Source organism: Rhodococcus sp. 5G237, from assembly GCF_053764735.1.
Window position 1 is genome coordinate 636,151 of record NZ_JBSNCD010000002.1, and the last position, 25,597, is coordinate 661,747.

General features: G+C 69.4%; 21 protein-coding genes. 12 read left to right on the forward strand and 9 right to left on the reverse strand.

Translation table 11 applies throughout. The features are described from left to right. Positions 1-153 precede the first annotated feature (153 nt). Positions 154-4,128 (forward strand): nSTAND1 domain-containing NTPase, encoded by a 3,975-nt coding sequence (locus tag ACWPOC_RS06420; RefSeq protein WP_455408215.1) that lies wholly within the window; start codon positions 154-156, stop codon positions 4,126-4,128. Here the strand turns inward: ACWPOC_RS06420 and ACWPOC_RS06425 are convergent. From ACWPOC_RS06425 to metG, 5 genes are all read right to left on the reverse strand, one after another. Next, on the reverse strand, positions 4,092-5,411 hold the full coding sequence (locus ACWPOC_RS06425) for an aminodeoxychorismate synthase component I (RefSeq protein WP_120281684.1): 1,320 nt from the start codon (positions 5,409-5,411) through the stop codon (positions 4,092-4,094). The genes ACWPOC_RS06420 and ACWPOC_RS06425 overlap by 37 nt on opposite strands. 12 nt (positions 5,412-5,423) lie before the next feature. Beyond that, entirely contained in the window at positions 5,424-6,302 is an 879-nt protein-coding gene (locus ACWPOC_RS06430) for an RNA polymerase sigma-70 factor (protein WP_230791915.1), read from the reverse strand. After that, complete coding sequence (locus ACWPOC_RS06435; protein WP_120284003.1) at positions 6,299-7,450, reverse strand: FAD-dependent oxidoreductase; 1,152 nt, start codon at positions 7,448-7,450, stop codon at positions 6,299-6,301. Before ACWPOC_RS06435 ends, ACWPOC_RS06430 begins: the two co-directional genes overlap by 4 nt. Before the next feature lie 133 nt (positions 7,451-7,583). Then, positions 7,584-8,723 (reverse strand): DUF2786 domain-containing protein, encoded by a 1,140-nt coding sequence (locus ACWPOC_RS06440; RefSeq protein ID WP_120281686.1) that lies wholly within the window; start codon positions 8,721-8,723, stop codon positions 7,584-7,586. A gap of 87 nt (positions 8,724-8,810) precedes the next feature. Next, complete coding sequence (gene metG / locus ACWPOC_RS06445) at positions 8,811-10,391, reverse strand: methionine--tRNA ligase (RefSeq protein ID WP_455408216.1); 1,581 nt, start codon at positions 10,389-10,391, stop codon at positions 8,811-8,813. Between the two features lie 22 nt (positions 10,392-10,413). Here metG and ACWPOC_RS06450 point away from each other — a divergent pair, with 22 nt between their 5' ends. The 7 genes from ACWPOC_RS06450 to ACWPOC_RS06480 all read left to right on the forward strand — a co-directional run bounded on the left by ACWPOC_RS06450 (position 10,414) and on the right by ACWPOC_RS06480 (position 17,602). Beyond that, complete coding sequence (locus tag ACWPOC_RS06450) at positions 10,414-11,244, forward strand: TatD family hydrolase (protein WP_120281688.1); 831 nt, start codon at positions 10,414-10,416, stop codon at positions 11,242-11,244. 40 nt (positions 11,245-11,284) lie between these two features. Then, positions 11,285-12,361 carry a maleylacetate reductase gene (locus ACWPOC_RS06455; protein ID WP_455408217.1) on the forward strand — a complete coding sequence of 359 codons (1,077 nt, stop codon included), beginning with the start codon at positions 11,285-11,287 and terminating at the stop codon, positions 12,359-12,361. Positions 12,362-12,440: 79 nt separating this feature from the next. Further along, positions 12,441-12,869, forward strand: coding sequence for a DoxX family protein (locus ACWPOC_RS06460; protein ID WP_455408218.1), 429 nt, complete (start codon positions 12,441-12,443; stop codon positions 12,867-12,869). Between the two features lie 139 nt (positions 12,870-13,008). Beyond that, entirely contained in the window at positions 13,009-14,688 is a 1,680-nt protein-coding gene (locus ACWPOC_RS06465) for a sulfatase-like hydrolase/transferase (protein WP_455408219.1), read from the forward strand. 391 nt (positions 14,689-15,079) lie between these two features. Further along, entirely contained in the window at positions 15,080-16,207 is a 1,128-nt protein-coding gene (locus ACWPOC_RS06470) for a resuscitation-promoting factor (RefSeq protein ID WP_120281690.1), read from the forward strand. A gap of 53 nt (positions 16,208-16,260) precedes the next feature. Further along, positions 16,261-17,169: a 16S rRNA (adenine(1518)-N(6)/adenine(1519)-N(6))-dimethyltransferase RsmA gene (gene rsmA / locus ACWPOC_RS06475; protein WP_455408220.1), complete on the forward strand. Its 909-nt coding sequence runs from the start codon at positions 16,261-16,263 to the stop codon at positions 17,167-17,169. 226 nt (positions 17,170-17,395) lie between these two features. Further along, on the forward strand, positions 17,396-17,602 hold the full coding sequence (locus ACWPOC_RS06480) for a cold-shock protein (RefSeq protein ID WP_006553820.1): 207 nt from the start codon (positions 17,396-17,398) through the stop codon (positions 17,600-17,602). Between the two features lie 63 nt (positions 17,603-17,665). Here ACWPOC_RS06480 and ACWPOC_RS06485 read toward each other — a convergent pair whose 3' ends face one another. After that, positions 17,666-17,932, reverse strand: a complete 267-nt coding sequence (locus ACWPOC_RS06485; protein ID WP_120281692.1) for a hypothetical protein — start codon at positions 17,930-17,932, stop codon at positions 17,666-17,668. 90 nt (positions 17,933-18,022) lie between these two features. Here ACWPOC_RS06485 and ACWPOC_RS06490 point away from each other — a divergent pair, with 90 nt between their 5' ends. The 3 genes from ACWPOC_RS06490 to ACWPOC_RS06500 all read left to right on the forward strand — a co-directional run bounded on the left by ACWPOC_RS06490 (position 18,023) and on the right by ACWPOC_RS06500 (position 21,307). Further along, positions 18,023-18,958 (forward strand): 4-(cytidine 5'-diphospho)-2-C-methyl-D-erythritol kinase, encoded by a 936-nt coding sequence (locus ACWPOC_RS06490; RefSeq protein WP_026061828.1) that lies wholly within the window; start codon positions 18,023-18,025, stop codon positions 18,956-18,958. A 44-nt stretch (positions 18,959-19,002) separates the two neighbouring features. Beyond that, a complete protein-coding gene (locus ACWPOC_RS06495; RefSeq protein WP_120281693.1) occupies positions 19,003-20,796 on the forward strand; it encodes an ABC-F family ATP-binding cassette domain-containing protein in 1,794 nt (597 codons plus the stop codon). A gap of 73 nt (positions 20,797-20,869) precedes the next feature. Further along, positions 20,870-21,307, forward strand: coding sequence for a DUF6069 family protein (locus tag ACWPOC_RS06500; protein ID WP_120281694.1), 438 nt, complete (start codon positions 20,870-20,872; stop codon positions 21,305-21,307). Positions 21,308-21,381: 74 nt separating this feature from the next. Here the strand turns inward: ACWPOC_RS06500 and ACWPOC_RS06505 are convergent, their stop codons facing one another. From ACWPOC_RS06505 to ACWPOC_RS06515, 3 genes are read right to left on the reverse strand one after another with little or no spacing between them, the layout of a single operon-like run. Continuing rightward, positions 21,382-22,536, reverse strand: coding sequence for an acyl-CoA dehydrogenase family protein (locus ACWPOC_RS06505; protein WP_120281695.1), 1,155 nt, complete (start codon positions 22,534-22,536; stop codon positions 21,382-21,384). A gap of 2 nt (positions 22,537-22,538) precedes the next feature. Further along, positions 22,539-23,333: an enoyl-CoA hydratase/isomerase family protein gene (locus tag ACWPOC_RS06510; RefSeq protein WP_455408221.1), complete on the reverse strand. Its 795-nt coding sequence runs from the start codon at positions 23,331-23,333 to the stop codon at positions 22,539-22,541. Beyond that, entirely contained in the window at positions 23,330-24,844 is a 1,515-nt protein-coding gene (locus tag ACWPOC_RS06515; protein ID WP_120281697.1) for an acetyl-CoA acetyltransferase, read from the reverse strand. The genes ACWPOC_RS06510 and ACWPOC_RS06515 overlap by 4 nt, the downstream gene beginning before the upstream one ends. 98 nt (positions 24,845-24,942) lie before the next feature. On the opposite strand from ACWPOC_RS06515, the gene ACWPOC_RS06520 reads away from it, so the two are divergent. Then, positions 24,943-25,551, forward strand: coding sequence for a TetR/AcrR family transcriptional regulator (locus tag ACWPOC_RS06520; RefSeq protein ID WP_120281698.1), 609 nt, complete (start codon positions 24,943-24,945; stop codon positions 25,549-25,551). Positions 25,552-25,597: the final 46 nt, after the last annotated feature.

Consider the following 25,597-nt stretch of genomic DNA (forward strand, 5'->3'; position numbering starts at 1 on the left):
CCTTGCGTGGTGACCACTCTTCCGTGTCATTGGCTGGGACTGAAAATGCCGACCGGCGCGGAACCGGTATCATCCCTGCTCAGGCGTGGTGAGGAATTTTTCCGCAGCGGATGTTTACACGCGGGGAACGGGAGTACGAAGGGCGCGGAACGGATGTCAGACACCAGCGGAAAGCCTGGTTCGGCGCAACGTCAGTTCTTCGCCGACCAGCTGCGGATGCTGTTCGCCGCAGCCGGTCGTCCCGCCCTCAAGAAGGTCGTCTCGGAGGCCGCGACCGTCGCCCGGGCGGTGGGCAGCGACCGGACCGTCTCCGTCCAGCGGGTCAGCGACTGGCGCAGCGGCAACCGGATGCCGGCCAACTTCGAGTCGGTGCATCCGGTGCTCGTGGTCCTCATCCGCGCGGCGCGGGAACTCAACGCCGAACCACCGGCTCCCGGTCTGTACTCCCTGAAGCAGTGGGAGAACTGGTGGAAGGCCGCGCGCGGGCAGGCGAACGCTCCGCGCACCAAGGAATCGGCATCGGCATCGGTGCCGCCCGGCGTCCGCCCGTACAAGGGGCTCGCGTCCTACCGACAGAACGATGCCCGGTTGTTCTTCGGGCGCACCCAGAGCGTGCGCACCCTCGCCGACGTGGTGACCGCCTCCCATGGACAGGGCCCGGTTGTGGTGACCGGTGCCTCCGGCGTCGGCAAGTCCTCGCTCGTGCAGGCCGGTCTCATTCCGCAGCTGTGTTCCACTCCCGACTGCCACCCCGTGGTCCTCACCCCCGGCACCGACCCGGTCGCACGCCTGGTCGACGCGCTCCCCGAACTGGCCGACGTCGGCGACCCCGCCGACCACACCGCCGTACACGCGGCCCTGCGTGCCGCGACCTCGCGCACGTCGACGTCGCTGCTGCTGATCGTCGTCGACCAGATCGAGGAACTGTTCACCCAGTGCAGCGACGTCGCTCTGCGCACCGCATTCCTCACCCTGCTCGAGACGGCGTCGACCTGTTCCCACGGCGACGCGCCCGCCCTCGTCGTCGCGACGATGCGGTCGGACTTCTACGACCAGGCAGTGGCCACCCCGGTGCTCGCCCGGGCCCTCGAGCGGCGGACCAAGACCGTCCAGCCCCTCGACCGCGACGATCTCGTCGAGGTCATCACCGCTCCCGCCAAGCTCGTGGGGGTCCGCCTCGAACCCGGCCTCGTCGACCTCATCCTCCACGACCTCACGGGTCTGGCCGACGGTGAGATCAGTGGCACCGAGCTTCCCCTGCTCTCCCACCTGCTCGACTCGCTGTGGGACAAGCGCAGCGGGGGCACGCTCACCGTCGCCGCCTACCGCGCGACCGGCGGGGTCCGCGGATCTGTCGCCGCCGGCGCCGAACGGGCATGGGAGAGGCTTGCCGACGATGCCGACCGGGCCCGTGCCCGCTCGATGCTCGTCCACCTGGTGTACGTCACCACGACCGGCACGGACGTCAAGATCGCCCGGTCGCTGAACGAACTTCTCGCGGTGGGCGGCGAGGATCGCGACGCGTCGAAGCGCGTCCTCGACCATTTCGTGTCGGCACGTGTGCTCGTCGTCGACGCCGACTACGTCGAACTCATCCACGACGCGGTGATCGACGCGTGGCCCCGGCTCAAGTCGTGGATCCAACAGGACCGCGCCGGCGCCGCCCTGCGACAGCAGATCGAGGCCGACGCATCGACCTGGCTCGCCTCCGGACGCAACCGGGAACTGCTCTACCAGCGCGGACGCATGGATGTCGTGACCGAGCAGAATCCACAGCTTGCCACGGCGGGCACCCCCGAGGATCGGCGCGGACCGGTCGCGCTCAGCCCTACCGCCGTGGCCTTCCTCGACGCCTCCCGCCGGCAGATCGCCCGCGAGACACGGACCCGGCGTGTCGGCATCGCCGCGATGGCGCTGTCCACGATCATCGCGTTCGTCATGACCGGTCTGGCCTGGGACGCGAAGGGACGGGCCGAGACGGCACGGAGCACCGCGCAGTTCCAGCAGATCGTCGCGCTGTCCGACTCCCTGCGCGACGAGGACCCCACCACCTCGGCGAATCTGGCGCTCGTCGCGGCCGAACTCCAGCCCGACAACCCGGTCGCGTACTCGAGGCTCATCGCCAGCCAGGCGGTGCCCCTCGCCTACACGCTGAGCGGACACACCGGGCCGGTCTACGGCGTCGTCGTCTCACCCGACGGATCCACCCTCGCGTCGGCGAGCGACGACGGCACCGTCCGCCTGTGGGCGCTCGACGGCGACGAACCGGTCGCGGTGGGCGAGCCGTTGCAGTTGTCGTCGAAGTACATGGCGTCGGTCTCGTTCAGCCCCGACGGCCGTTTCCTCGCGATCGGTGCAGGTGACGGCGGTGTGTGGATCTACGACGCGTCCGATCGTGCCGCGCCGCGCGTGGTGCTCGACCGGCAGGTCTACGCCGGCGGCGCCGTGCACAACGTGCGGTACTCGCCCCACGGCCGGGTGCTCGCCGTGCCCTACGACGACGGGCACGTCGCGCTCATCGACACCTCGGATCCCGGATCGGGCCGGTTCCCCGTCACCTTGATCGACGACCACGACGGTGGTGTGCGGACGGTGGCCTTCCGTCCCGGAGGCCAGGTTCTCGCCACGTCCAGTGACGACCGCACCGTCCGACTGTGGGACGTGAGCACGCCGTCGCGGCCGGTGCCGCTCGGTGAGCCGCTCACCGGTTTCGGCGACGTCGCGCATTCGGTGAGCTTCAACGGCGACGGCACGATCCTCGCGGCGAGCAGCGACGATGGTGTACTGCACCTGTTCGACACCACCGATCCGCGCGCGGCCCGCCCGCTGGGGGTACCCGTGAACGCCCACACCGGCGGCGTCTGGAACATCGCGTTCCTCCCCGACGGACGCACACTGGCGAGCGCGTCCTGGGACGGCACCGCGAAACTGTGGGACCTCGACCCCTCGACACGGACCCTCGACGAGATCGGCCCGCCGCTGACCGGGCACGGGGGTGGCGTGCCCACGCTCGCGGTGAGCCCGACCGGCACCACCGTCGTCACCGGCGGACAGGATTCCAACGTCCGGGTGTGGACGATGCCGCAGACCCGGATGGCGGTCGCCGACGGAGCGCTGACCAGGCCGGCGATCGATGGTGCCGGAGCCCTCGTCGCGACCGGCAGCTACGGACCGGATGTCACGCTCTGGCGCGTCGGTCAGGGCGGCGACTGGAACCGCGCCGGGGGGATCGCGTTGCCGCGCCCGCTCGGCGGTGCGTACGTGTGCGCGCTCTCGCCCTCGGGCACGATCCTGGCCACGGCACCGACCTCCGGGGGCAGCGTGCAACTGTGGGACGTGCGCGATCCGGCGACACCGAAGCCGTTCGGCGAGCCGGTGCCGCTCGACACGAGGTTCACCTCCGCGCTGGCATTCGGACCCGACGGAACGACCCTCGTGACCGGCGCCGACGACTTCTCGGTGCAGTTGTGGGACATCGCGGATCCCGCCGAACCGGTGCCGTGGGGCGAACCGCTGACGGGGCCGAAGAATCTCGTGCGCAGTGCCGCCGTCAGCCCCGACGGCCGAAGCCTCGTGGTCACGAGCGCCGACAGCGAGATCTATGCCTGGAACGTGACCGATCCGCGCTCCCCGACACGGGTGACCGTCTCGGGCGGGCACGCAACCGGGGTGAACACCGTGGCCTTCGGCGGGTCGAGCGACGTGCTGGTGACCGGCGGGGACGACCACGACGTGGTGGTCTGGGACCGCGCCGAGTCCGGTGACTTCGTGGCGCGCGAAACCCGGTTGAGCGGCCACACCGGCACGGTCTACTCCGTCTCGATCACGCCGGACGGCACCCGCGCGGTCAGCGGCAGCGACGACGGCACCGTCCGGTTGTGGGACGTCGCCGACCCGGACGGCATGCACGAGATCGGTGGCCCGGTCACCGACATGGGAACGGGACGATGGCAGGTGACCTTCGCGCCCGACGGCACCATCGTGGCCGGCGGCGGCGACGGTCTGCTCCGCACGTGGGGGCTCGACGCCGACGCCGTCGTGGCCCGCATCTGCCGTTCCACCTCGGTGCGACTCGACGAGGTACTCGACCGCTACGAGTTGCCGGCTCCTCCCGACGAGGTGTGCTGAGCGCCTGCCCGCGCGTCGCCGAGCGCGAGGATGCTGGCGGCCTTGTCGAGGCATTCCTGCCATTCGGCGTCGGGATCGGAGTCGATGGTGATGCCGCCTCCCACACCGAGGGCGCACACGCCGTTGCCGGTGTCGTCGTGGCCGAACTCGACGGTGCGGATCGCGACGTTCAGTTCGGTGCCGGCGATCGGACTCGACATGCCGACGGTGCCGCAGTAGACACCGCGCGCGGAACCCTCCCACCGGGTGAGCAGCGTCCGGGCGCGGAGCTTCGGGCAGCCGGTGACCGATGCGGGCGGGAACGCCGCGTCGAGCACGTCGGTGACCGTCACGCCCGGTCGCCGCTCCGCCGCCACGGTGGACACCAGATGCCACACGCCGGGGGCGGGCCGCACGGTCAGCAGATCCTCGACCCGCACCGAACCGGTTTCGGCGATGCGGCCGAGATCGTTGCGGACGAGATCGACGATCATCACGTTCTCGGCGACATCCTTGACCGACGCCCGTAGCCCGGCGGGGTCGGCGGAGCGGGGGAGGGTGCCCTTGATCGGACTCGACCGCAGCGTGTCGCCGCGGAGGGAGACGAACAGTTCGGGCGAGAGCGACGAGACCGCACCCCACGATCCCTGCAGGTAGGCGGCGCGCGCCGGGGCAGTCCGGGAGATCCCGTCGGTAAAGAACGCCAGCGGGTCGCCGTCCCACCGGCCGGTGAACCGCGTGCACACGCACGCCTGGTACACCTCGCCGGCGCGGATCGCGTCGAGACAGCGTTCTACGCCGCGGCGGTGCTCGTCGCGAGGCGGTGGTGTCCAGTCGATGTGCCAGCCGGCATGTGGGGCAGCGGTCGGAGATGCATCGGTGTTCGACGGTGGGGTGAGGACCGCCGCGGCGAGACCGTCGGGGCAGGGTGCGGTGCCGAGCGTCTCGTACCACCAGCACCCGTCGGGGTCGAGACGCAGGACCGTGTCGGTCCACCCGCTCGCGGCGAGGGGCAGTGCGGGTCGGTCCGGGATGCGATCCGGGTAGGCGAGGTAACCGATGCGCCCGCCCCCGATGAGCGGCCGATCGTCACCCCCGGGTTCGGGAGCGTCCGCCGGAAGGGAGAAGACCTCCGCCGGTGGGACGGATTCGACGGACACGGACGGGACGAGCACGGCCGCCGCCCCGAACCATTCGCCCGACAGTGCCGCCGGGCCGGGAATGGCGAGGATCCTGGCGCGTTCTGCCAGTGCACCGAGAACGCGATCGACGGTGCCGCCGCGGCCGAGTCGTTCCATCCGCATGGCGTCAGCTTGTCATGCCTGGTCGGAGGTGTCGGGACGAGCCCCGAGATGCGCGAGCTTGTCGGGATTGCGGACCACGTAGACGCCGGTGACCAGACCGCCGTCGATCTCGAAATGCAGCACCATGTCGAGAACGCCCGCCGAGTACACGAGGACGCCGGGCATCGAATTCACCACGGCCGGCTCGATGGTCATGTCGGGCAGCGGATGCCGGACCAGTCCGAGGAACAGGCGGGCGACCTTCGCGGATCCGAGGACCGGAACCCGGGCTGCATTGACCTTGCCGCCACCGTCGGCGAGGTACCGCACGTCGGGAGCCAGCAGCGACAGCAGTCCGTCGAGATCGCCGGTGGTGGCCGCGGTGAGGAACGCCGCGACCACTCGGTCGGTCTCGTCGCCTGCAGGAGTGAAGCGTCGCTGCCGGGCATGGACGTGCTCGCGGGCGCGGTGCGCGATCTGCCGGACGGCGCTCTCGGTGCGGTCGACCGCCCCGGCGATGCGCCCATACTCGAAACCGAACACCTCGCGCATCACGAACACTGCGCGTTCGACGGGTGTCAGGGTCTCGAGCACCAACAGCATCGCGGTCGACACCGACTCGGCGAGTTCCACCTCGTCGGCTGCGTCGGGAGCGGTGAGGATCGGCTCGGGCAGCCACGGCCCGACGTAGTCCTCCCGTCGGCGTTGCGCCGACCGCAGCGAGTTCAGTGCCTGGCGTGTCACGATCTGCGCCGCGTAGGCCCGCGGGTTGTCGACGGTGTCGGTGTCGGCGCGGGCCCAGCGGATGTAGCTCTCCTGCAGGACGTCCTCGCTGTCGGCGACGCTGCCGGTGATCTCGTAGGCGATCGAGAACAGCAGTCCCCGATGCTCGGTGAAGACGTCGGCGGTCATACCTGCGCCTTCTCCTGTGCGGTCGTGTGCGGTCCGCGTCGGGTCGGCAGGGCACGTCCGCGCGCCTGGAGTTGCATGGTGTGGATCGTCCCACGAACGACGGCTTCCTTCACCGAGGCTGCGAGCCGTCCGCGCACGGCCCACCTCGACGGAGTGTCGTCGCGTGCCGACAACTGCACGACGCCGCGATCGCGGCCCAGAGAGATGCAGGTCGAGACGAACCCGAGCGAGAGCGGTGCGGGCTCGCGTCCCTGCAGCAGACGCCACACCGTGTCGGCGCCGTGTGTGCCGAGCGGCATGGCGGCCTGGCAGCTCATACGCAGGTGGTCGTTGCCGTCCACCACCACTGCGTCACCCACGCCGACGATCGGCGTGCTGTCGACCACCTGCAGGGTGTCGCGCACCCGGAGACGACCGTCGTCGTCGACCGGTAGGCCGCTGCGTCGGGCCAGGTCGGGCACGGAGAAACCGGCCGTGCGGACCACGAGAGTCGCGGAGATCTCGGAGCCGTCGTCGAGGGCGACCGAGCCGTCGTCGATGCGGGTGACCCGCGTTCCCGACCGGACCTCCACGCCCAGTTCGTCGAGCCGGCGGCGGATGTAGCGCTGCGTGGTCCCCGGAAGGGCCGCGCCCGGATCGCCGACGAGGACGAGGGTGTGCCGTGGATGGGACTGCGCGAGTTCGGTGACGGTCTCGAGGCCGGTGAGCCCACCGCCGATCACGACGACGGAGGCGTGATCGTCCGCCTCGAGGAGAGCATCGTGCAGAGCCGTGGCGGAGTCGAGGTCGGCGACGGAGAACGCCTTCTCCGCACCGGGAATCGCACCGGAGCCCGACGTGCTGCCGACGGCGTAGACCACCGCGTCGCACTGCAGGACCGCTCCGTCGGCGAGGGACACCGCGTGCGGTTCGATCCGAACGGCCGAGCCGACGTGCAGCGTCGCCCGCGGGTGCAGGAGATCGGACAGATCGTGTGTGGCGGTTCCGGATCCGGCCGCCACCTGGTGGAGCCGGACCCGCTCGACGAAGACCGGTCGCGGGTTCACTACGGTGACCGCCACCTCGGGATGTTCGGCGAGCACGCGGTTCGCAGCCATCACCCCGGCGTATCCCGCCCCTACGACCACCACATGGAATTGCGTCGTCATCGCTCTGTTCCCTTCGCTGTCGGAAGTGATGTCACCGATGGGACACCGCTCGCGGCCGGGATGTGACACGGCGACGGTGCGCATTCCTGTGATGTCCGCCTCCTGCCGCCGACCTTGTCGGTGATCGACACGGTCAGCGGCCGACCGGGCGGGATTCCGGTGTCAGTGAGGCGGTCTCGGCCGCATCCCGACCGGCGTGGAAACCGTCGGCGTCGACCCCGCGACTACGCGAGTCGCGGGTGACGGGGAACAGTCGGCGGAACTCGGTGTCGACGGCATCGGATCGCCTGGCGAGGATGGGCGCGAGCGTCGTGATGGGCACCTGCGCGTCGGCGGCGGCGTGGGCGGTGGCCCGGACGTCCGCCTCGCGGAGGCGTTCGCCGATCCGATGCGCGTAGCCGGTGAGGAAGGCGCGGCGGAAGGAGGTCGCGGACGATCCGCGCCGCCCCGCCGTTCCGGCCGCCTGCACGGCCCGTCCGGCCTGCACGAGCAGGGAGGTGTACAGCATCTCGGCCTGCTGCAGGTCGGTGGCGGTACCGATGATCGTCGCGATCTGCACCCGGGTGAACCACACCGTGCGCACGCGGTTCGCGTCGCCGATGGCGGTGAGGAGCAGGACCTTCTCGCGGATGTACGGGCTGTCGAGGTGGATGCGCCGGCCGACGACCGGGTCGGTGCCGGAATCGGGTCCGGCCAGCAGCGCCGCACCCACGGCGTGACGCGAGACGAGTTCCTGTGCCTTCGCGGTGAGCGCCTCGGCCTCGTCGGGGAAGTCGGTGGACTCGGCCTTCGACAACAGTGCCCTGATGCGTTCGAGGATCCGGGTGTCGGGCGGGGTGGGCGCAGACGGGGCGCCGGACCGGACGGACGGCCATCGCGACGGCGGGGGTGTGAGGATCGCGAAGGACGGCAGGTACTTCCAGGTGAACGCGAGCCCTTCGATCTCGAAGCGGGTGACGTCGGGGAACGCCCGGAACAGACCGTCGGCCAGTGTCGGGGCTCCGGCCGCGTCGGCGGGACGCGGGTGCCGGCGGGCGATCTCGTCGAGCTGCCGCACCCACTCGACGGGGGCGCGTTCGGCCGCGCGCCGGATCTGCGCGTCGAACAGCATCGTGGCCGCCGTCAGTGCGACGTCGGAGGCGCCCCCCGAGTGGGCCGTCACGTGGAGCACGTCGGCGGGCTGCCACCCTCGCTCGTAGGCATCGCCCAGCTCGGCGAGCAGGGCGTGCTCGTTCAGGCCACCGTATCGAACATGTGTTCTATCGCTGCGCATGCGCCGCAGTGTGGCGCACGGCACCGACAGGTTTGCGCGGCGACGGAGAACACGCAGGTGAGGGGCTCTCCGCCGCCGGGCCGGAGCTCAGTCCTCGTCGACGTAGCGCGGGAATACCGGCGCCGGGGCGGGCAGTGGGGTGCCCGGAGCCAGGCGGGTCGCGACGGCCTCGAACTGCCGTGTCTCGGGTGCCTGACCGAGGAGGTCGAGGATCTTCGCGGCGGCATCCGGCATCACCGGCTGGACGAGCAGACCCACGATCCGCACGACCTCGAGCGTGACGTACAGGACCGTCGCCATCCGCTCGGGGTCGGTCTTGCGCAGCACCCACGGCTGCTGCGCCGAGAAGTAGCGGTTGGTCTCGCCGAGCACGTGCCAGATCGCTTCGAGACCGAGGTGCAGGGCCTGGGCGTCGAACTCGGCGCGCACCTTCGCGAGCAGCGCGTCGGCCTGGGCGAGCATGGCCTCGTCGTCGGCGGTGAACTCGCCCGGCGTGGGCACGGTGCCCTCGAGATTCTTCGCGACCATCGTCAGCGACCGCTGCGCGAGGTTGCCGAGGTCGTTGGCGAGGTCGGCGTTGATGCGGGTGACGATCGCCTCGTGGCTGTAGCTGCCGTCCTGGCCGTAGGAGATCTCGCGGAGCAGGAAGAAGCGGAGCTGGTCGAGACCGTACCGGTCGACCATCTCGAGCGGGTCGACGACGTTGCCGACCGACTTCGACATCTTCTCGCCCTTGTTGAACAGGAAGCCGTGGACGAAGACCCGCTTCGGCAGTTCGAGACCCGCCGACATGAGGAAGGCCGGCCAGTAGACGGTGTGGAACCGCGTGATGTCCTTGCCGATGATGTGCAGATCGGCGGGCCAGTAGCGGCGGTAGGACTCCGACTCGGTGTCGGGAAAACCGGCGCCGGTGAGGTAGTTGGTCAGCGCGTCGACCCACACGTACATGACGTGATCGGGATGATCGGGGACCGGAACACCCCAGTCGAAGGTGGTGCGGGAGATCGACAGGTCCTTCAGGCCGCCGGAGACGAAGCTGACGATCTCGTTGCGACGGGTGGCCGGGGCGATGAAGTCGGGCTGCTCCTCGTAGAGCTCGAGCAGCTTGTCCTGGTAGGCCGACAACCGGAAGAAGTAGGTGGACTCCTCCGTCCACTCCACGGGAGTGCCGGTGTCGGTGGAGATCCGCGAACCGTCCTCGAGCAGCGTGGTCTCGCCGTCGGTGTAGAACGCCTCGTCGCGGACCGAGTACCACCCCGCGTAGGTGTCGAGGTAGATGTCGCCCGAGTCGACCATGCGCTGCCAGATCGCCTTGCTCGCCTCGAGGTGATCGGCGTCCGTGGTGCGGATGAACCGGTCGTACGAGATGTTCAGCCGCTTGTCCATGGCCTCGAACACGTTCGAGTTGCGGGACGCGAGTTCGGTGACCGAGATCCCTTCCTTCGCGGCGGTCTGCTGCATCTTCAGACCGTGCTCGTCGGTTCCGGTCAGGAAGCGCACGTCGAAGCCGTCGAGACGCTTGAACCGCGCGATCGCGTCGGTCGAGATGTACTCGTAGGCGTGCCCGATGTGCGGGGCGCCGTTCGGGTACGCGATCGCGGTCGTGACGTAGAACGGCGGGCGGGTGGGATCGCCGGCAGCCGGGCGGGAGGAATCAGGCGCAGTCATGGTGGCCAGTAGTTTATAGGGCGTGAGCGCAGCCCGTCCCGCCCCCGAAGCCCCGCAACCGTTGAGCCCTCTCGTCGACGCCCACACGCACCTCGACGCGTGCGGCGCCGAGGACGCCGCGACGACCTCCGCGATCGTCGATCGTGCCGCCGCGGTGGGGGTCGGACGCATCGTCACCGTCGCCGACGATCTCGAGGCGGCGCGTTTCGCCGTGCGGGCCGCGCACTGGGACGACCGCGTCCACGCGGCCGTCGCCATCCATCCCACCCGCGCGAACAGTCTCGACGACGCCACCCGCGCCGAGATCGAGAAGCTCGCCGCCGACCCGCGCTGCGTCGCGGTGGGGGAGACCGGCCTCGACCTCTACTGGCCCGGCAAGCTCGACGGGTGCGCCGAACCGGCCGAGCAGGAGGAGGGCTTCCGCTGGCACATCGACCTCGCGAAGCGACTCGGCAAGCCGCTGATGATCCACAACCGCGAGGCCGACGCCGACCTGCTGCGCGTGCTGCACGACGAGGGCGCACCCGAGCAGGTGATCTTCCACTGCTTCTCGTCGGATGCCGACATGGCCCGCCGCTGCGTCGACGCCGGATACCTGCTGAGCTTCTCGGGCACCGTGAGCTTCAAGAACGCGAAGGCCCTGCGCGAAGCGGCGCCGCTCGTGCCCCGCGAGCTGGTGCTGGTGGAGACCGACGCCCCGTTCCTGACCCCGCACCCCTTCCGGGGCGCGCCGAACGAGTCGTACTGCCTGCCGTACACCGTGCGCGCGCTCGCCGAGGTGCGGGGCGAGGACGCCGAGGAACTGGCCGCGGCCACCACCGCGAACGCCGAGCGGGTGTACGGACTTTCGTAAAGGGCACGCGTGCCCCAACTCCCGTCGTGACAATACGGGCATGCGCTCCTTCGTCTACAACTCTCATCCGGTACGTGTGATCTTCGGCCCCGGTACCGCCTCGCGGGTCGCGGACGAAGTACGTCGACTCGATCGTTCCCGCGTCCTGCTACTCGCCGGCGAGCACGTGCGGCATCAGGCGGAGCTGGTCGAGAAGTATCTCGGCGATCTGCAGGTCGCGCGTTTCGACGGCGCGGTGATGCACACGCCGGTCGAGGTGACCGAACGGGTCCTCGGCGTGGTCATCGAGCACGACGTCGATGCGGTCGTCGCGGTCGGTGGCGGATCGACCACCGGACTGGCCAAGGCGCTGGCCCGCCGTACGGGGATCGATCAGGTGATCCTCCCGACGACCTACGCAGGGTCGGAGGTGACCCCCGTTCTCGGCGAGACCGCCGACGGGGTGAAGACCACGCGTTCGTCGCCCGACATCCTTCCCGAGACCGTGATCTACGACGTCGAGTTCACCACGTCGATGCCGATCCCGCTGGCGGTGACCAGCGCGATCAACGCGATGGCCCACGCGATCGAGGCCCTCTACTCCGAACAGGCCAATCCGATCGTCGACGCCCTCGCGCTCGAGGCCGTTGCCGCGATCGCCCGGGGTATCCCGGCGCTCGGTGCGGACTCGGCCGATCCCGAGGGGCGTTCGGATCTCCTGCTCGCCGCGTGGCTCTCCGGCACCTGCCTCGCCTCGGTGGGAATGGGGCTGCACCACAAGCTCTGTCACGTCCTGGGCGGATCGTTCGACCTGCCGCACGCCGCCACCCACACCGTCGTCCTGCCCCACGCGCTCGCCTACAACGAACCGTCGGTACCGCACGTCATGGCGCGGGTCGCGCAGGCACTCGGCACGGATTCGGCACCCGCGGGCGTCTACGACCTCGTGGCGGCGGCCGGTGGGCCGACGAGTCTCGAGGAACTGGGGATGCGGGAGTCCGACCTGGACGAGGCGGCGCGACTGGCGACGGCGAAGCCGTATCCGAATCCTCGGGAGGTCACGGAGGTGGGTGTGCGGCGGTTGCTGGAAGAGGCGTTCGCCGGTACCCGTCCGGAACCGGCTCGGAAGTCTGGTTGAAGCTACAACCATGACTTGCTATCTTAGTTGTCGCTTCAACTAAGTGGGGCTCTCCGGCCTCCTACCCGAAAGGCTCGACATGAAGACCCCTCTCGTCCGCGACATCGGCATCCTCATCGCCCGACTCGTACTCGGCGTCATCTTCCTCGCGCACGGACTGCAGAAGTTCAACTCGTGGGGATACGAAGGCACCAAGGCCGGCTTCGAAGGAATGGGCGTGCCCGCCCCGGCGATCTCGGCGTTCGTCGCCACCTGGATCGAGATCCTCGGCGGTCTCGCGCTCATCCTCGGTGTGCTCGTTCCCGTCTTCGGCGTCCTGCTGTTCCTGCTCATGCTCGGCGCGTTCTTCATCGTGCACGTGGAGAACGGAATCTACGTCGGCGACGGCGGTTTCGAGCTCGTGGCCGCGCTCGGCGCAGGGGCTCTCCTGCTCGCTGCGGTCGGTGCGGGAGCGTTCAGCGTCGACCGATTCCTCGCGCGGAAGGTTCCGCTCCTGCACACGGCCTGACCTGCGGTTCCGAGGTGCTGTGGACGATTTCTCCCGATTGTCCGCAGCGCCTTTTCCGTCCGATGACGCGCGCTTTTCGCATATGTCTTGTTATTCTCCTGCACGACATATGCGTTCACGGATCTCCGACAGGATCGATATGACCGTGCAGCAAGCTGTTCCGCGTCGCGACACCACGTGGAATGTCAATCGACGGACCTTCCTCGTGGGGGCGGGCGCGCTCCTCGCTGCCGGCCTCGTGGGCGCCGGTACATCTGCGGCACAGTCTCGGACACCGCAGCGCCCCAACATCCTCATCATCATGACCGACCAGGAGCGTCAGCCGATGCACTGGCCGGCCGACTGGGCGCGCAACAATCTGCCCAATCGGCAGCGGCTCGCCGATACGGGGCTGACCTTCACGCGGTCGTTCTGCAATGCCGCGATGTGCTCGCCCAGTCGCAGCACGTTCTTCACCGGGCTCTATCCCGCCCAGCACGGGGTGGTGAGCACCCTCACCGAGGGCGGCACGCTCTCGCCCACCGAGCCCGTGCTGCCGGTGGACGGCCAGAACATGGCGAAGATGCTGCTCTCCGCCGGATACGACGTCCACTACCGCGGCAAATGGCACATGAGCAAGGGCGCCGACGGTGGCGACCCGTCGCCCGAGGACATCGCGCGGTACGGCTTCGCGGGGTGGGAGCCCCCGGAGGCGGGGCAGGACACCGCACCCGAGAACTTCGGGGGTGGCTGCGCCGACCGCGACGGCAAGATCGCCTCCGACGCCGCCGAGTTCCTGCGGTCGCGCAGCGCCTCCGACGACAGGCCGTTCGCGCTCATCGTGTCGTTCGCCAATCCCCACGACATCCTCTCGTACCCGAAGACCTGGGATCAGGTCGACGGCGACTGCACCAACTACGGGGCCTTCGCACCCGAAGCCTTCGACCAGGGAATCGACCTGCCGCCCACCATCGACGAGGACCTGCTCCGCAACTTCAAGCCCACCGCCCAGGCAGAACTGCTCCTGCTGCTCGCCGGTGCGCTCGGTCCGCTCGTCGGTCCCGAAGCGGCCCGGCAGTACGTCAACCTGTACGCCTACATGCACAAGGTCGTCGACCAGCACATCGGGACGGTCCTCGATGCGCTGGAATCGGTTTCGGGCATGCGCGAACGCACCGTCGTCTTCCGGGTGGCCGACCACGGCGAGATGGGCCTGTCGCATGGCGGACTCCGTCAGAAAGCCTTCAACGCCTACGAGGAGACGCTCAATGTTCCTCTCGTGGTGAGCAATCCGGTGATGTTCCCGAGGCCGGTCTCCACCGACGCGCTCGCGTCGCTCATCGACGTCATGCCCACCCTCGCGACGATGGCCGCCGTGCCCGACCGTTCGGCGTGGACGTTCAAGGGCGTCGACCTCACGCCCGTCATCGAGGGCGCGTCGTCCGGTGGCACGCCGCCACAGGTGCAGGACACCGTCCTGTTCACCTTCGACGACGAGAACGCCGCCGCGGCCAACGGGCAGACGACGGTGAAGCAACCCAACCACATTCGCGCCGTCCGGCAGGACAGGTGGAAGTACGCGATGTACTTCGATCCGTCGGGACGCGCGCTGCCGCAGTTCGAACTCTACGACCTGCACGACGATCCGCTCGAGACGCGCAACCGCGCGAACCCTCTCGACCTCGCGAACTTCGACCCGGTGCAGGTCGCGACCATGCACGCCGTCCTGATGGACGTGATGGCCCGCACGGGCACCACCCCGGCCGTGCCGATTCCGCAGTTCCCCGTACCGAGCGGATCCGCAGAGCTCCCGATTCCCAGCGGGTCGGCCGGACGCTGACGAAGCAGATCACCGGCAACCGCGACCATCGGTAGGCGGTCCGGAAACCGCTGCGCCCGCGACGCCGGCCGATCCATCCGAGCCTGTGGGCATCGGCACCTCGAACGCCCCCGCATGGGGCAGAGCACAGATGCGCGGGATCCTCGGTGACCTCACGGAGTTCATGTCCTCGGTGCCCGAATCGAGAGGAATTCCTCTTTCCGAGTATCGATAGAAAATGGTGATTTCGGACAATCGCACATGATCGATGTAATACCGATCCGATATCTGTGATGTGCGTCGTGATCTGACAGAAATCATTATCTGCGCAGCTAGAGACGATGAAGTTGCGATAACAATGCCGTCTCGTTACCGTGCTGTGATCACAGTTGTCGTCCGTCTGGAAATAATCGTGTCACCTTTCACCAAGATCAATCGCGTCAAGTCGCCGGTGTTCTACTCGGTGGTCGCCGCCGTCTTCGTCACCCTCGGTGCCGGTGGTGCCACTGCTGTGGTTCAGCACAAGGACGTCGTCCTCGACGTCGACGGTGAGCAGCGTGCCTTCGGCACGATGAACTCCAACGTCGGCGACATCCTGGCCGCCGCCGGCTACACCGTCGACGAGAACGACGTCGTGGCCCCGGCCGTGGACTCGTCCGTCTCCGACGGCGACACCATCGTCCTGCGACAGGCCCGCGAACTGCACCTCACCGTCGACGGTGAGGAGCGATCGGTGTGGACCACGGCGCTCACCGTCGACGAGGCGCTCGACCAGTTCCGCCTCTCCGACGACGCCTACGTCTCCGCTTCGCGTTCGCACCGCCTTCCGCTCGACGGCGCCGATCTCGAGGTCGTCAACCCCAAGACGGTGCGTTTCGCCGACAACGGGGCGCCCGCCGCCGAGGTGCGCGTCGCAGTGCCGACGGTCGCGGAGTTCCTGGAGTCCCAGGGCACCAAGCTCGAGCAGGCCGACAGCGTCACTCCTGCCCTCGACGCGCAGCTCGAGGAGGGCATGGAGGTCGTGGTCACCCGCGACCGCACGGAGTCGCGGACCGAGAACCTGCCGATCGCGCCGCCGGAGAATCGCGTGGACGATCCGAACATGCTCGAGGGTGAGACCGCCGTGAGCGACCCGGGTGCTCCGGGCGAGCGGTCGGTGACCTTCGACGTTCACACCGTCAACGGTGTCGAGGTCGGACGCACCGAGACCGCTTCGAAGGTCCTCGCCGAGCCGCGACCCGTCGTGGTCCGCGTCGGCACCAAGCCGAAGCCTGCCGTGCCGGCCTCCGGTCGCGCCTCGACCTGGGACGCTCTCGCGCAGTGCGAGGCGACCGGCAACTGGGCGATCAACACCGGCAACGGTTTCTACGGTGGCCTGCAGTTCACGCAGCAGACGTGGGCCGGCTTCGGCGGCACCCAGTACGCGCCGCGTGCCGATCTCGCGACCCGCGAGCAGCAGATCGCCGTCGCGGAGAAGGTCCAGGCGGCCCAGGGCTGGGGTGCGTGGCCGTCCTGCACCAGCAAGCTCGGTCTGCGCTGACCGGCACGGGTGTGCACGGTGTGACCTGCTCCCGAGTGCGCTAGGTTCACCACGTGTCAGCAGACGATCCCGAAACCACTCCGAGGGCCACCCCGGCTTCTCCGCGCGGCCTCGCCGCGCTGCTCGGACCCGCCGAGGTCCGCGCACTCGCGGAGGAGTTCGGGGTGCGCCCGACGAAGCAGCTCGGCCAGAACTTCGTGCACGACGCGAACACGGTGCGCCGCATCGTCAACGTCGCCGGGGTCGGCCCCGAGGACGTCGTGCTCGAGGTCGGGCCCGGCCTGGGCTCGCTCACTCTCGCCCTGCTCGACGTCGTTGATCGTGTGGTCGCCGTCGAGCTAGATCCCGTTCTCGCGCAGCGTATTCCCACGACCGTGCAGGAGCGGGCGCCGCAGCTCGCCGACCGCTTCGACGTCGTGCACATGGACGCGATGAAGGTGCTGCCGAAGGGCCTTCCCGTCACGCCCACCGCGCTCGTCGCGAACCTGCCCTACAACGTCGCGGTACCGGTGCTGCTGCACCTGTTCTCCGAATTCCCCACTCTGCGAACCGCTCTCGTGATGGTGCAGGCCGAGGTCGCCGACCGGCTCGCAGCCGAACCGGGCGGCAAGATCTACGGCGTGCCCAGTGTGAAGGCGCGGTTCTTCGGCGACGTCCGCAGGGCCGGCGCCGTCGGGCGTGCGGTCTTCTGGCCCGTTCCCCAGGTGGAATCGGGCCTCGTGCGCGTCGACCGCTACACCGAGCCGCCGTGGCCCACCGACGCGCAGACGCGGGCCCGGGTCTTCGCCGTCGTCGACGCGGCCTTCGCTCAACGGCGAAAGACGTTGCGCGCAGCGCTGAGTGGATGGGCGGGCTCGCCAACGGAGGCCGAGAGGCGCCTGCTGGCCGCCGGTATCGAGCCGTCGACCCGCGGGGAGAAGCTCGACGCCGCCGCCTTCGTGAGGCTTGCAAGCGTACAGTGATCCCGGTCACTCCTCCTGGCGGCGGGCTGCGATGTGTGGTTAAGTTGTCCTCGGTCGTTAGGTAGTGTGTTCGTGGTTTACCCCTCGCACATTTCTGGTTGCGAGCGGAGGCGATAGCCACGATGGAATCGTTTCAGCCGTGTAGTGACAGACCCGGGAGCCGAAACCGACTCCCGACGAGACAGAACGTCTACATCCGTTCTGCCTGCAAGTGAAGGACAGCAACATGGCTGAAGGTACTGTTAAGTGGTTCAACGGCGAAAAGGGCTTCGGCTTCATCGCTCCCTCGGACGGCTCCGCTGACGTCTTCGTGCACTTCTCCGAGATCCAGGGCCGCGGCTTCCGCACCCTCGAGGAGAACCAGCGCGTGAGCTTCGAGATCGGCCAGGGCCAGAAGGGCCCGCAGGCCACCGGCGTGAACGTCATCGGCTGATACCGATAACTCTCCGAATCCGGGCCGGCACCTCAGGGTGCCGGCCCGGATTCGTTTGTCCGGTCAGCCGATCATCGCCCCGTAACCGGTGATGCCCACGCCGGACGAACCGGTCGACGACCCCGCGGAGTCGGCCGAGCCGGTGGCCACGCCGGCGGAGCCGGTGGGCGGGTTGACGCAGTCCACGAGATTCAGCGAGCGCAGGACCAGGTCGCCGAGCGAGCAGACGCGCGGCGGAGCCGGTTCGGCCGAGGCGACGCCGGCGGTTCCCAGCGTGGCCGCCGCGGCGACGACGCAGACGGCGACCGCATTGCGTACGGATCGAGTCACATTTCCTCCAGTGTGTTCACGAGTCGCCCGATCGTAGAGTGCGGCCGCGGCGGTCGGGAAGCATCCGTATCCCGAGTAAGCTCTGTACTCGTGCTTTCCGTCGTGCCGACCCCCGTGACCGTGCGGGTCCCGTCCAAGGTCAACCTGCATCTCGCGGTCGGCGACCTCCGTCCCGACGGCTACCACGACCTGCACACCGTCTTCCAGGCCCTGTCCCTGTACGACGAGGTGTCGGTGGTCCCCGCCGACACCCTGAGCGTGACGGTGCGCGGTACGGGCGCCGAGGTGGTGCCCACCGATTCGACGAACCTGGCGTGGCGCGCCGCCGAGATGATGGCGGAACGGGCCGCGCGCACCCCCGACGTGGCGATCACGATCGACAAGGGCATCCCCGTCGCCGGCGGAATGGCCGGTGGCAGTGCCGACGCGGCCGCGACGCTGGTCGCGCTCGACGCGCTGTGGGGCATCGGGGCACCCCGGGAGGACCTCGCGGACCTCGCCGCCCGGCTCGGCAGCGACGTGCCGTTCTGCCTCCACGGCGGCACGGCGATCGGAACCGGACGGGGGGAGCGCCTCGTCCCCGTCCTCACCCGCGGCACCTTCCACTGGGTGCTGGCCCTCGCGAAGGGCGGCCTGTCCACACCGGTCGTCTTCCGCGAACTCGACCGGCTGCGCGCCGAGGGAGAACCTCAGCGCGTCGGCAGCGCCGATGCCGTGCTCTCCGCGCTCGGCTCCGGCGACGCCCACCAGCTCGCGCCGCTGCTCGGCAACGACCTGCAGGCCGCGGCCCTGTCGCTCGACCCCATGCTGCGACGCACGCTCCGCGCGGGTGTCGAGGCCGGGGCCCTGGCGGGCATCGTCTCCGGTTCCGGCCCGACGTGCGCGTTCCTCGTCGAGGACCAGCACGCCGCGGTCACCGTGAGTGCCGAACTCGCCGGCGCCGGTGTGTGCCGTACGGTGCGGGTCGCTTCCGGTCCGGTGCCGGGCGCCCGTGTCGTCGGCGACGCCGATCCCGCACACCCCTGATCCTTGTAGTACATCCCCGCAATTCTCGGAAGGCGTTGCTCCACGTGGCGAATCTGATCAACCTCGAACAGGTCTCGAAGTCGTTCGGCATCAAGCCGTTGCTCGACTCGGTGTCCCTCGGCGTGAACGAGGGGGAGCGGATCGGTGTCGTCGGCCTCAACGGCGGCGGCAAGACGACGATGCTCGAGGTGCTCGCCGGCATCGAGGAGCCCGATTCGGGCCGGGTGAGCCGCGTGAACGGTCTGCGCATGGCGGTCGTGACCCAGCGCGGCGGCCTGCCGGAGGGCTCGACCGTCGGTGAGGTGGTCCTCGGGCCGCTCGGGGTGGCCGAGCACGAGTGGGCGGGCGATGCGCGCATCCGCTCGGTGCTCACCGGCATCGGCATCGACAATCTCGGTCTCGACGCGGTCGTCGACGGCCTGTCCGGTGGCGAACGGCGCCGGGTCGCCCTCGCCGCGGCCCTCGTGCAGGATCTCGACCTGCTCGTCCTCGACGAGCCCACCAACCATCTCGACGTCGAGGGCGTGCAGTGGCTCGCCGAGCACCTGCTGTCGCGGCGCAGCGCGCTCGTCGTCGTCACCCACGACCGCTGGTTCCTCGACACCGTCGCGACCCGCACCTGGGAGGTCGTGAACGGTCGGGTCGAGAGCTACGAGGGCGGCTACAACGACTGGATCTTCGCGCGCGCCGAGCGTGCCCGCCAGGCCGACGCGATGGAGGAACGCCGTCGCAATCTCGCGCGCAAGGAACTCGCGTGGCTGCGTCGCGGTGCCCCGGCCCGCACGTCCAAGCCGAAGTATCGCATCGAGGCCGCCGAAGCGCTGATCGCGAACGTGCCGCCGCCGCGCGACTCGGTGGCGCTGGCGTCGTTCGCGAAGCGCCGCCTGGGCCGCGTCGTCATCGAACTCGAGGACGCGACCCTCACCACCCCGGACGGTCGCGAACTGGTCCGCGACCTCACCTGGCGTCTCGGTCCGGGCGAGCGGATCGGTCTCGTAGGCGTCAACGGCTCGGGCAAGACGACCCTGCTGCGCACGCTCGCGGGCGAACTCGAACCGGCGCAGGGACGCCGCGTCCAGGGCCAGACCGTCGAGATCGGCTGGCTGCGGCAGGAACTCGACGACCTGCCCACCGACATGCGGGTGCTCGAGGCCGTCAAGGACGTGGCCGAGCGGATCACGCTGGGCGACAAGGAGATCTCAGCCGGTCAGCTCGCCGAACGCCTGGGCTTCACCCCGGCCCGGCAGCGCACCCCGGTCGGCGACCTGTCCGGTGGTGAGCGTCGCCGCCTGCAGCTCACGCGCGTGCTCATGGCCGAACCGAACGTGCTGCTCCTCGACGAGCCCACCAACGACCTCGACATCGACACCCTCCAGCAGCTCGAGGACCTGCTCGACGGCTGGGCCGGAACCCTCGTGGTCATCAGCCACGACCGGTATCTCGTCGAACGCATCTGTGATTCGACGTGGGCGCTGTTCGGCGACGGCCGGCTCACGAACCTTCCCGGTGGCATCGAGGAGTACCTGCGCCGGCGCGCGGCCATGGGTGACGGCGACGTGCCGTCGGTGGCGTCGACCGTCTCGAAGGCCGGTGACGCCGCGGAGCAGTCGAAGAAGCGCGACGGTGCCGCCGAACGCGCCGCGCGCAAGGAACTGTCGCGCCTCGAGCGTCTCGTCGCGAAGCTGACCGAGAAGGAGGAGAAGCTGCACCACGACCTCGCGGAGGCTGCGACCGATCCCGATCGGCTGCAGAAACTCGACGCGCAGTTGCGTGAGGTGGTCGCGGAGAAGGAAGCGGCCGAGGAGCAGTGGATGGAGCTCGCCGAAGATCTCGACTGAATCCTCTTGACCTCGAGTCGGCTCGAGGTCGCAGGATGGGCGTCGTCAGAAGGAACGCCCATCAGGAGGATTCATGTCCGTCACCGAAACATCCGGCACCTCTACGTATCTCCCGCAGTCCCGGCTCGCGCGTTCCGCGGTCGTGGTTGCCGCGTCCGTCGTGACGGCGCTGGTGGTCAACCTCGTGCTGTGGGCCGTCGGCCTCGTCGCGGGTGGCTCGTTCGAACACACCGACGCCGGTGAGGTGATGAGCGCGGCGCCGGGCGGCGTTGTGCTCATGTCCGTCGTCCCGCTCACCGTCGGTCTCGCCGTCGCGGCCCTGCTCACCCTGTGGTGGAACGGTTTCGCGCGGATCGCGCAGGTCGTCGGGGCGCTGCTGCCGCTGGCGACGATCCAGGGCACGATCTCCGCGGATTTCGACACGCCGAGCACCGTCGCTCTGACGCTGATGCACGTCGTGATCGCCGTGGTGGTCGTCGTCGCGCTGGAGATGCTCCGTGCGCGTGACTGAAGCAAGTTGGGGGAGGAAATGTGCACTTCTGCAAGGAAAGTCGCACATTTCCTCCCCCGAGTTCGGGCGGAGACCTACAGGCCGAGCAGCTTGCTGATGATCTCGTTCATGATCTCGTTGGTGCCGCCGCCGATGCCGAGGACGCGGGCGTCGCGGAAGTGACGCTCGACCTCGCTCTCACGCATCAGGCCGATACCACCGGCGAGCTGAACCGCCTCCATGACGGCGTGGTCGCACACCTTGACGGCGTTGTTCTTCGCCATCGAGGTCTCGAGCAGCATGCCCTCGCCGTTGACCCACCGCTCGGCGACCGAACGGCAGAACGTCTTCGCGGCGGTGATCTCGGTGGCGAGCTCGGCGAGGCGGTGACGCACGACCTGGCGCTTGGACAGCGGACGGCCCATCGTCTCGCGGGATTTCACCCACTCGACGGTCAGGTCGAAGCACCGCTGCGCGGTGGCGACGGCCTGGAAGGCCAGCGACAGGCGCTCACCCTGGAACTGCTGCGCGATCTGACCGAACGCCGAGTTCTCGGCACCGATGAGGTTCGAGACCGGCACGCGCACGTCGTCGTAGAACAGCTCGGCGGTGTCCGAGCACAGCCAGCCCATCTTGTCGAGCTTGCGGGAGACCGTGAAACCCGGTGTTTCCGTAGGGACGACGACGAGGGAGATGCCACCGGCGCCGGCATCGCCCGTGCGCACCGCGGTGGTGACGAAGTCGGCGCGCGTACCCGAGGTGATGTAGAGCTTCGCGCCGTTGATGACGTACTCGTCGCCCTCACGACGCGCGGTCGTGCGGATGTTCGCGACATCGGAGCCGCCGCTGGGCTCGGAGATCGCGAGCGAACCGATCGCGCGACCCTCGAGCGCGGGACGTGCGAACCGCTCGATCAGGTCGGTGTTGCCCGACGAGACGATGTGCGGGGTGGCGATGCCGTGGCTGAACAGCGCCGAGATCAGGCCCGACGAACCGCCGGCGAGGATGATCTCCTCGAGGATCGCGAGCATGTCGAGGGCGGTGCCGCCCGACCCGCCGTGCTCCTCGGCGACCGAGGCGCCGAGCAGGCCCGCGTCGGCGGCCTTGCGGTGCAGTTCGCGCGGGATCTCGCCGGCACGTTCCCACTCGTCGAGGTGGGGGACGATCTCCTTGCGGGTGAAGTCGGCGGCAAGCTGACGAAGTGCCTTCTGCTCGTCGGTGTCCCAGCGGATCACTTCGGTGGTGGTCATGCCTATTCGCCCTTCCAGACGGGTTCGCGCTTCTGCATGAAGGCCATGACGCCTTCGAGGGTGTCGGCGCTGGTGGTGAGACGTGCGAGGGCCCTGTCGGTGAGTTCCCAGGGCAGGTCCTCGGCGGGGACGTTGCCGTCGATGATGCCGCGGGCGACGGTCTTGCTGGCCTGCACCGCGAGCGGGGCGCCCTTCGCGACGTCGGCGGCGAGAGCGAGCGCGGTGTCGAGGACGTCGGCCTGCGGGACGACCCGGTTGACGAGGCCCCAGCGCAGGGCGTCGGCAGAGGACATCGGCTTGCCCGTCAGGACGAGTTCCATCGCGACGGCGCGGGGGACGGCCTGGCCGATGCGGAAGACACCGCCGGCGCCGGCGATCAGGCCGCGGTGCACCTCGGGCAGACCGAATTCGGCGGTCTCGGAGGCGACGACGAGATCGCTGGCGAGGGCGAGCTCGGTGCCACCACCGAGCGCGGTGCCGTTGACCGCGGCGATGACGGGCTTGGAGATGTGATGCTTGACGACACCGGCGAAGCCCCAGTGGGCGGTTTCGGGAGGGGTGACCCCGTCCGGTCCCTTGGTGCCGAGGGCCTTGAGGTCGGCGCCGCCGCAGAAGACGGCGTCGCCGGCGCCGGTGAGCACCACGACACGCACGTCGCGGTCCTCTTCGGCACGGTCCCAGGCCTCACCGAGTGCCTGGTGCACATCGGCATCGATGCTGTTGGCCGCCTTGGGGCGGTTGATGGTGACGAGCAGGACGTGCTCGCGCTTCTCGACGAGAACGACGGGTTCGCTCACGACCGGTACTCCTCGGGGGACAGGTGCTCGATGCGGGTGACGGTGAGAGTGCCGCCGTTGTCGGTGACGTGGACGGTCTCGCCGACGATGTCTGCGCCGGCGGCGAGGACCGCGGCGCCGGTGGCGTCGGTCTGACCGGAGACGCGCCGGCCGTCGGGGGTGAGGCCGACGAGGAAGCCGATCGACGGGTTGCCGTCGCGACCGAATTCGGCCGTGGCGGTGACGATCTGGACCTTGCCGCTGTAATCGGTGGCGGCCTCGGGCGCCGACGGCTCGAGCAGCACGTGCTCCGGGTCGCCGACGTAGCCGTCGGTGTGCGGCGCGCAGCCGAGGACCACGACGTGCTGGTAGGTCAGGTAGCCTCCGTTGCCGTGCACGAGGGCGAGCTCGCCGTCCTGACGCAGTCGCTTGGCGACCGACACCACCGAGTGCAAGGTGTAGCTGTTGAGCGGGCCACCGAAGAAGGAGTGGCCACCGGTCACCGACGGGACGGTGTCGCGGGGGAGACCGAGCTGCTCGATGAGCAGCTTCGGCACCACCGGGAAGCAGCTGTAGGCGTCGATGATGTCGAAGTCGCCGGGACGCAGATCGGTCGCCGACAGCGTGCGGCGCAGCGCGTCGTCGAGTGCGGCCGAGCGCCCGAAGTCGCCGCGGGCGAGCACATCCGAGGGCTCGGTCGCGCCGGCGCCGCCCCACACGTAGAGCAGCTGGTCGTCGTGGACACCGAGTTCGCGGGCCACGGCGAGCGAGGTGACCACCACGGCCGCGGCCTGGTCGACGAACGGCATCGCGTTGACCAGCAGCGGGTACGGATCGGTGACGAGACGGTTCTTACCGGCGACGGTGCGAATGTCCTCGGCGGTGCGGCGCTCGGGGTTCCAGGACGCCGGGTTCTCGGCGGCGAACTCGGAGAAGGCGGCGTACAACGTCGCCGACCAGTCGAGCGACTTCTCGCGCGAGTGCCCGAGATCGTGGCTGAGCCGGTTCTCGAACAGCGGGTAGACCCGCGTGGGGACGATCATGCCGGCGCGCTGCATGGCGGGGCTGCCGAGATCCTCGTTGCTGATCGGCGCGGGGCCGCCCGGGGCGGTGGTCCATCCGAGCATGGCCGGATCCGTTCCGGCCTTGTACGAGTTGGTCGCCGAGGCCTGCGCCTCGCCGCCGACGAGCAGCGCGACGGTGCTGGTGCCCGCGGCGATGTCGTGGCCGATGCGGTCGAGCAGGGCCGCCGGCCAGTGGCCGCCGATCGGCGTGGTCGACGTGTGTTCGGGCGCCGCGCCGAGACGTTCGGCGAGCAGGCCCGGCAGGTCGTCGTAGTTCCAGCTCGCGGTCTTGATCGCGTGGATGGTGTCGATCCGCGTGGCGAGATCGGCGCCGGAGTCGGCGATCGCAGCGAGGGTGGCCTCATGGATGAGGTCGAGCGGTTCACGCGGGTCGGCGGGCGCACCGGCACGGCCGGAGCGCAGGTCGCCGACGCCGATCACGACGGGCACCCGAGTGGGGTCGGTCATGGCGTTCCTTCGGTCTGCTCGGGGAGGAGGACGCCGCCAGCTTAATACGGACTATTTCAGTCTGTAAATCGAGGAGTGGTCTGGCACACTTGCCCGATGTGACCGAAGTACCCGCACCCCGCCGCCGCGGCCGCCCCCGCGACGCCGACCTCGAGGACCGCGTGTTCGACGCCGTGCTCGAGGTGTATTCCGAGACGAGCTGGCGTGGCTTCACGCTCGACGCGGTCGGGCGACGCGCGCGGGTGGGCCGCGCCGCCCTCTACCGCCGGTGGTCGAGCAAGGACGACCTGCTGGTCCAGGCCCTCGAAGCGCGCAGCCCGCTGCCCGTGCCGATCGACACCGGCGCGCTCCGATCAGATCTCGTCGAACTCGCCCGGCAACTGTTGCGCGGTTACCGGACCACCCCCGGTCTGGTGAGCCTGCGCGTTGCGCTCGACGCCCGCGCCAATCCCGAACTGCTCGCCCGGCTGATCCACACCCTCAACCGCAGCCGCGTGCTCGCGGCGCGCACGATCGTGCACCGCGCCGTCGAGCGCGGCGAACTCCCCGCCGACACCTCGGCGACGCTGCTGCTCGAGATGGTCACCGGCACCGTGCTCAGTCACGTCCTGTTCGCGTTGACGACGCCGGACCAGAGCATCGACGACGACTACGCCGAACTCGTCGTCGACGCGACGATCGGCGCGTTGCGCCGTCCCGGGTCGTGACCGGTACGGTCTCCCGTGACCGAATCGCGATCGAATGCCGCCTGGT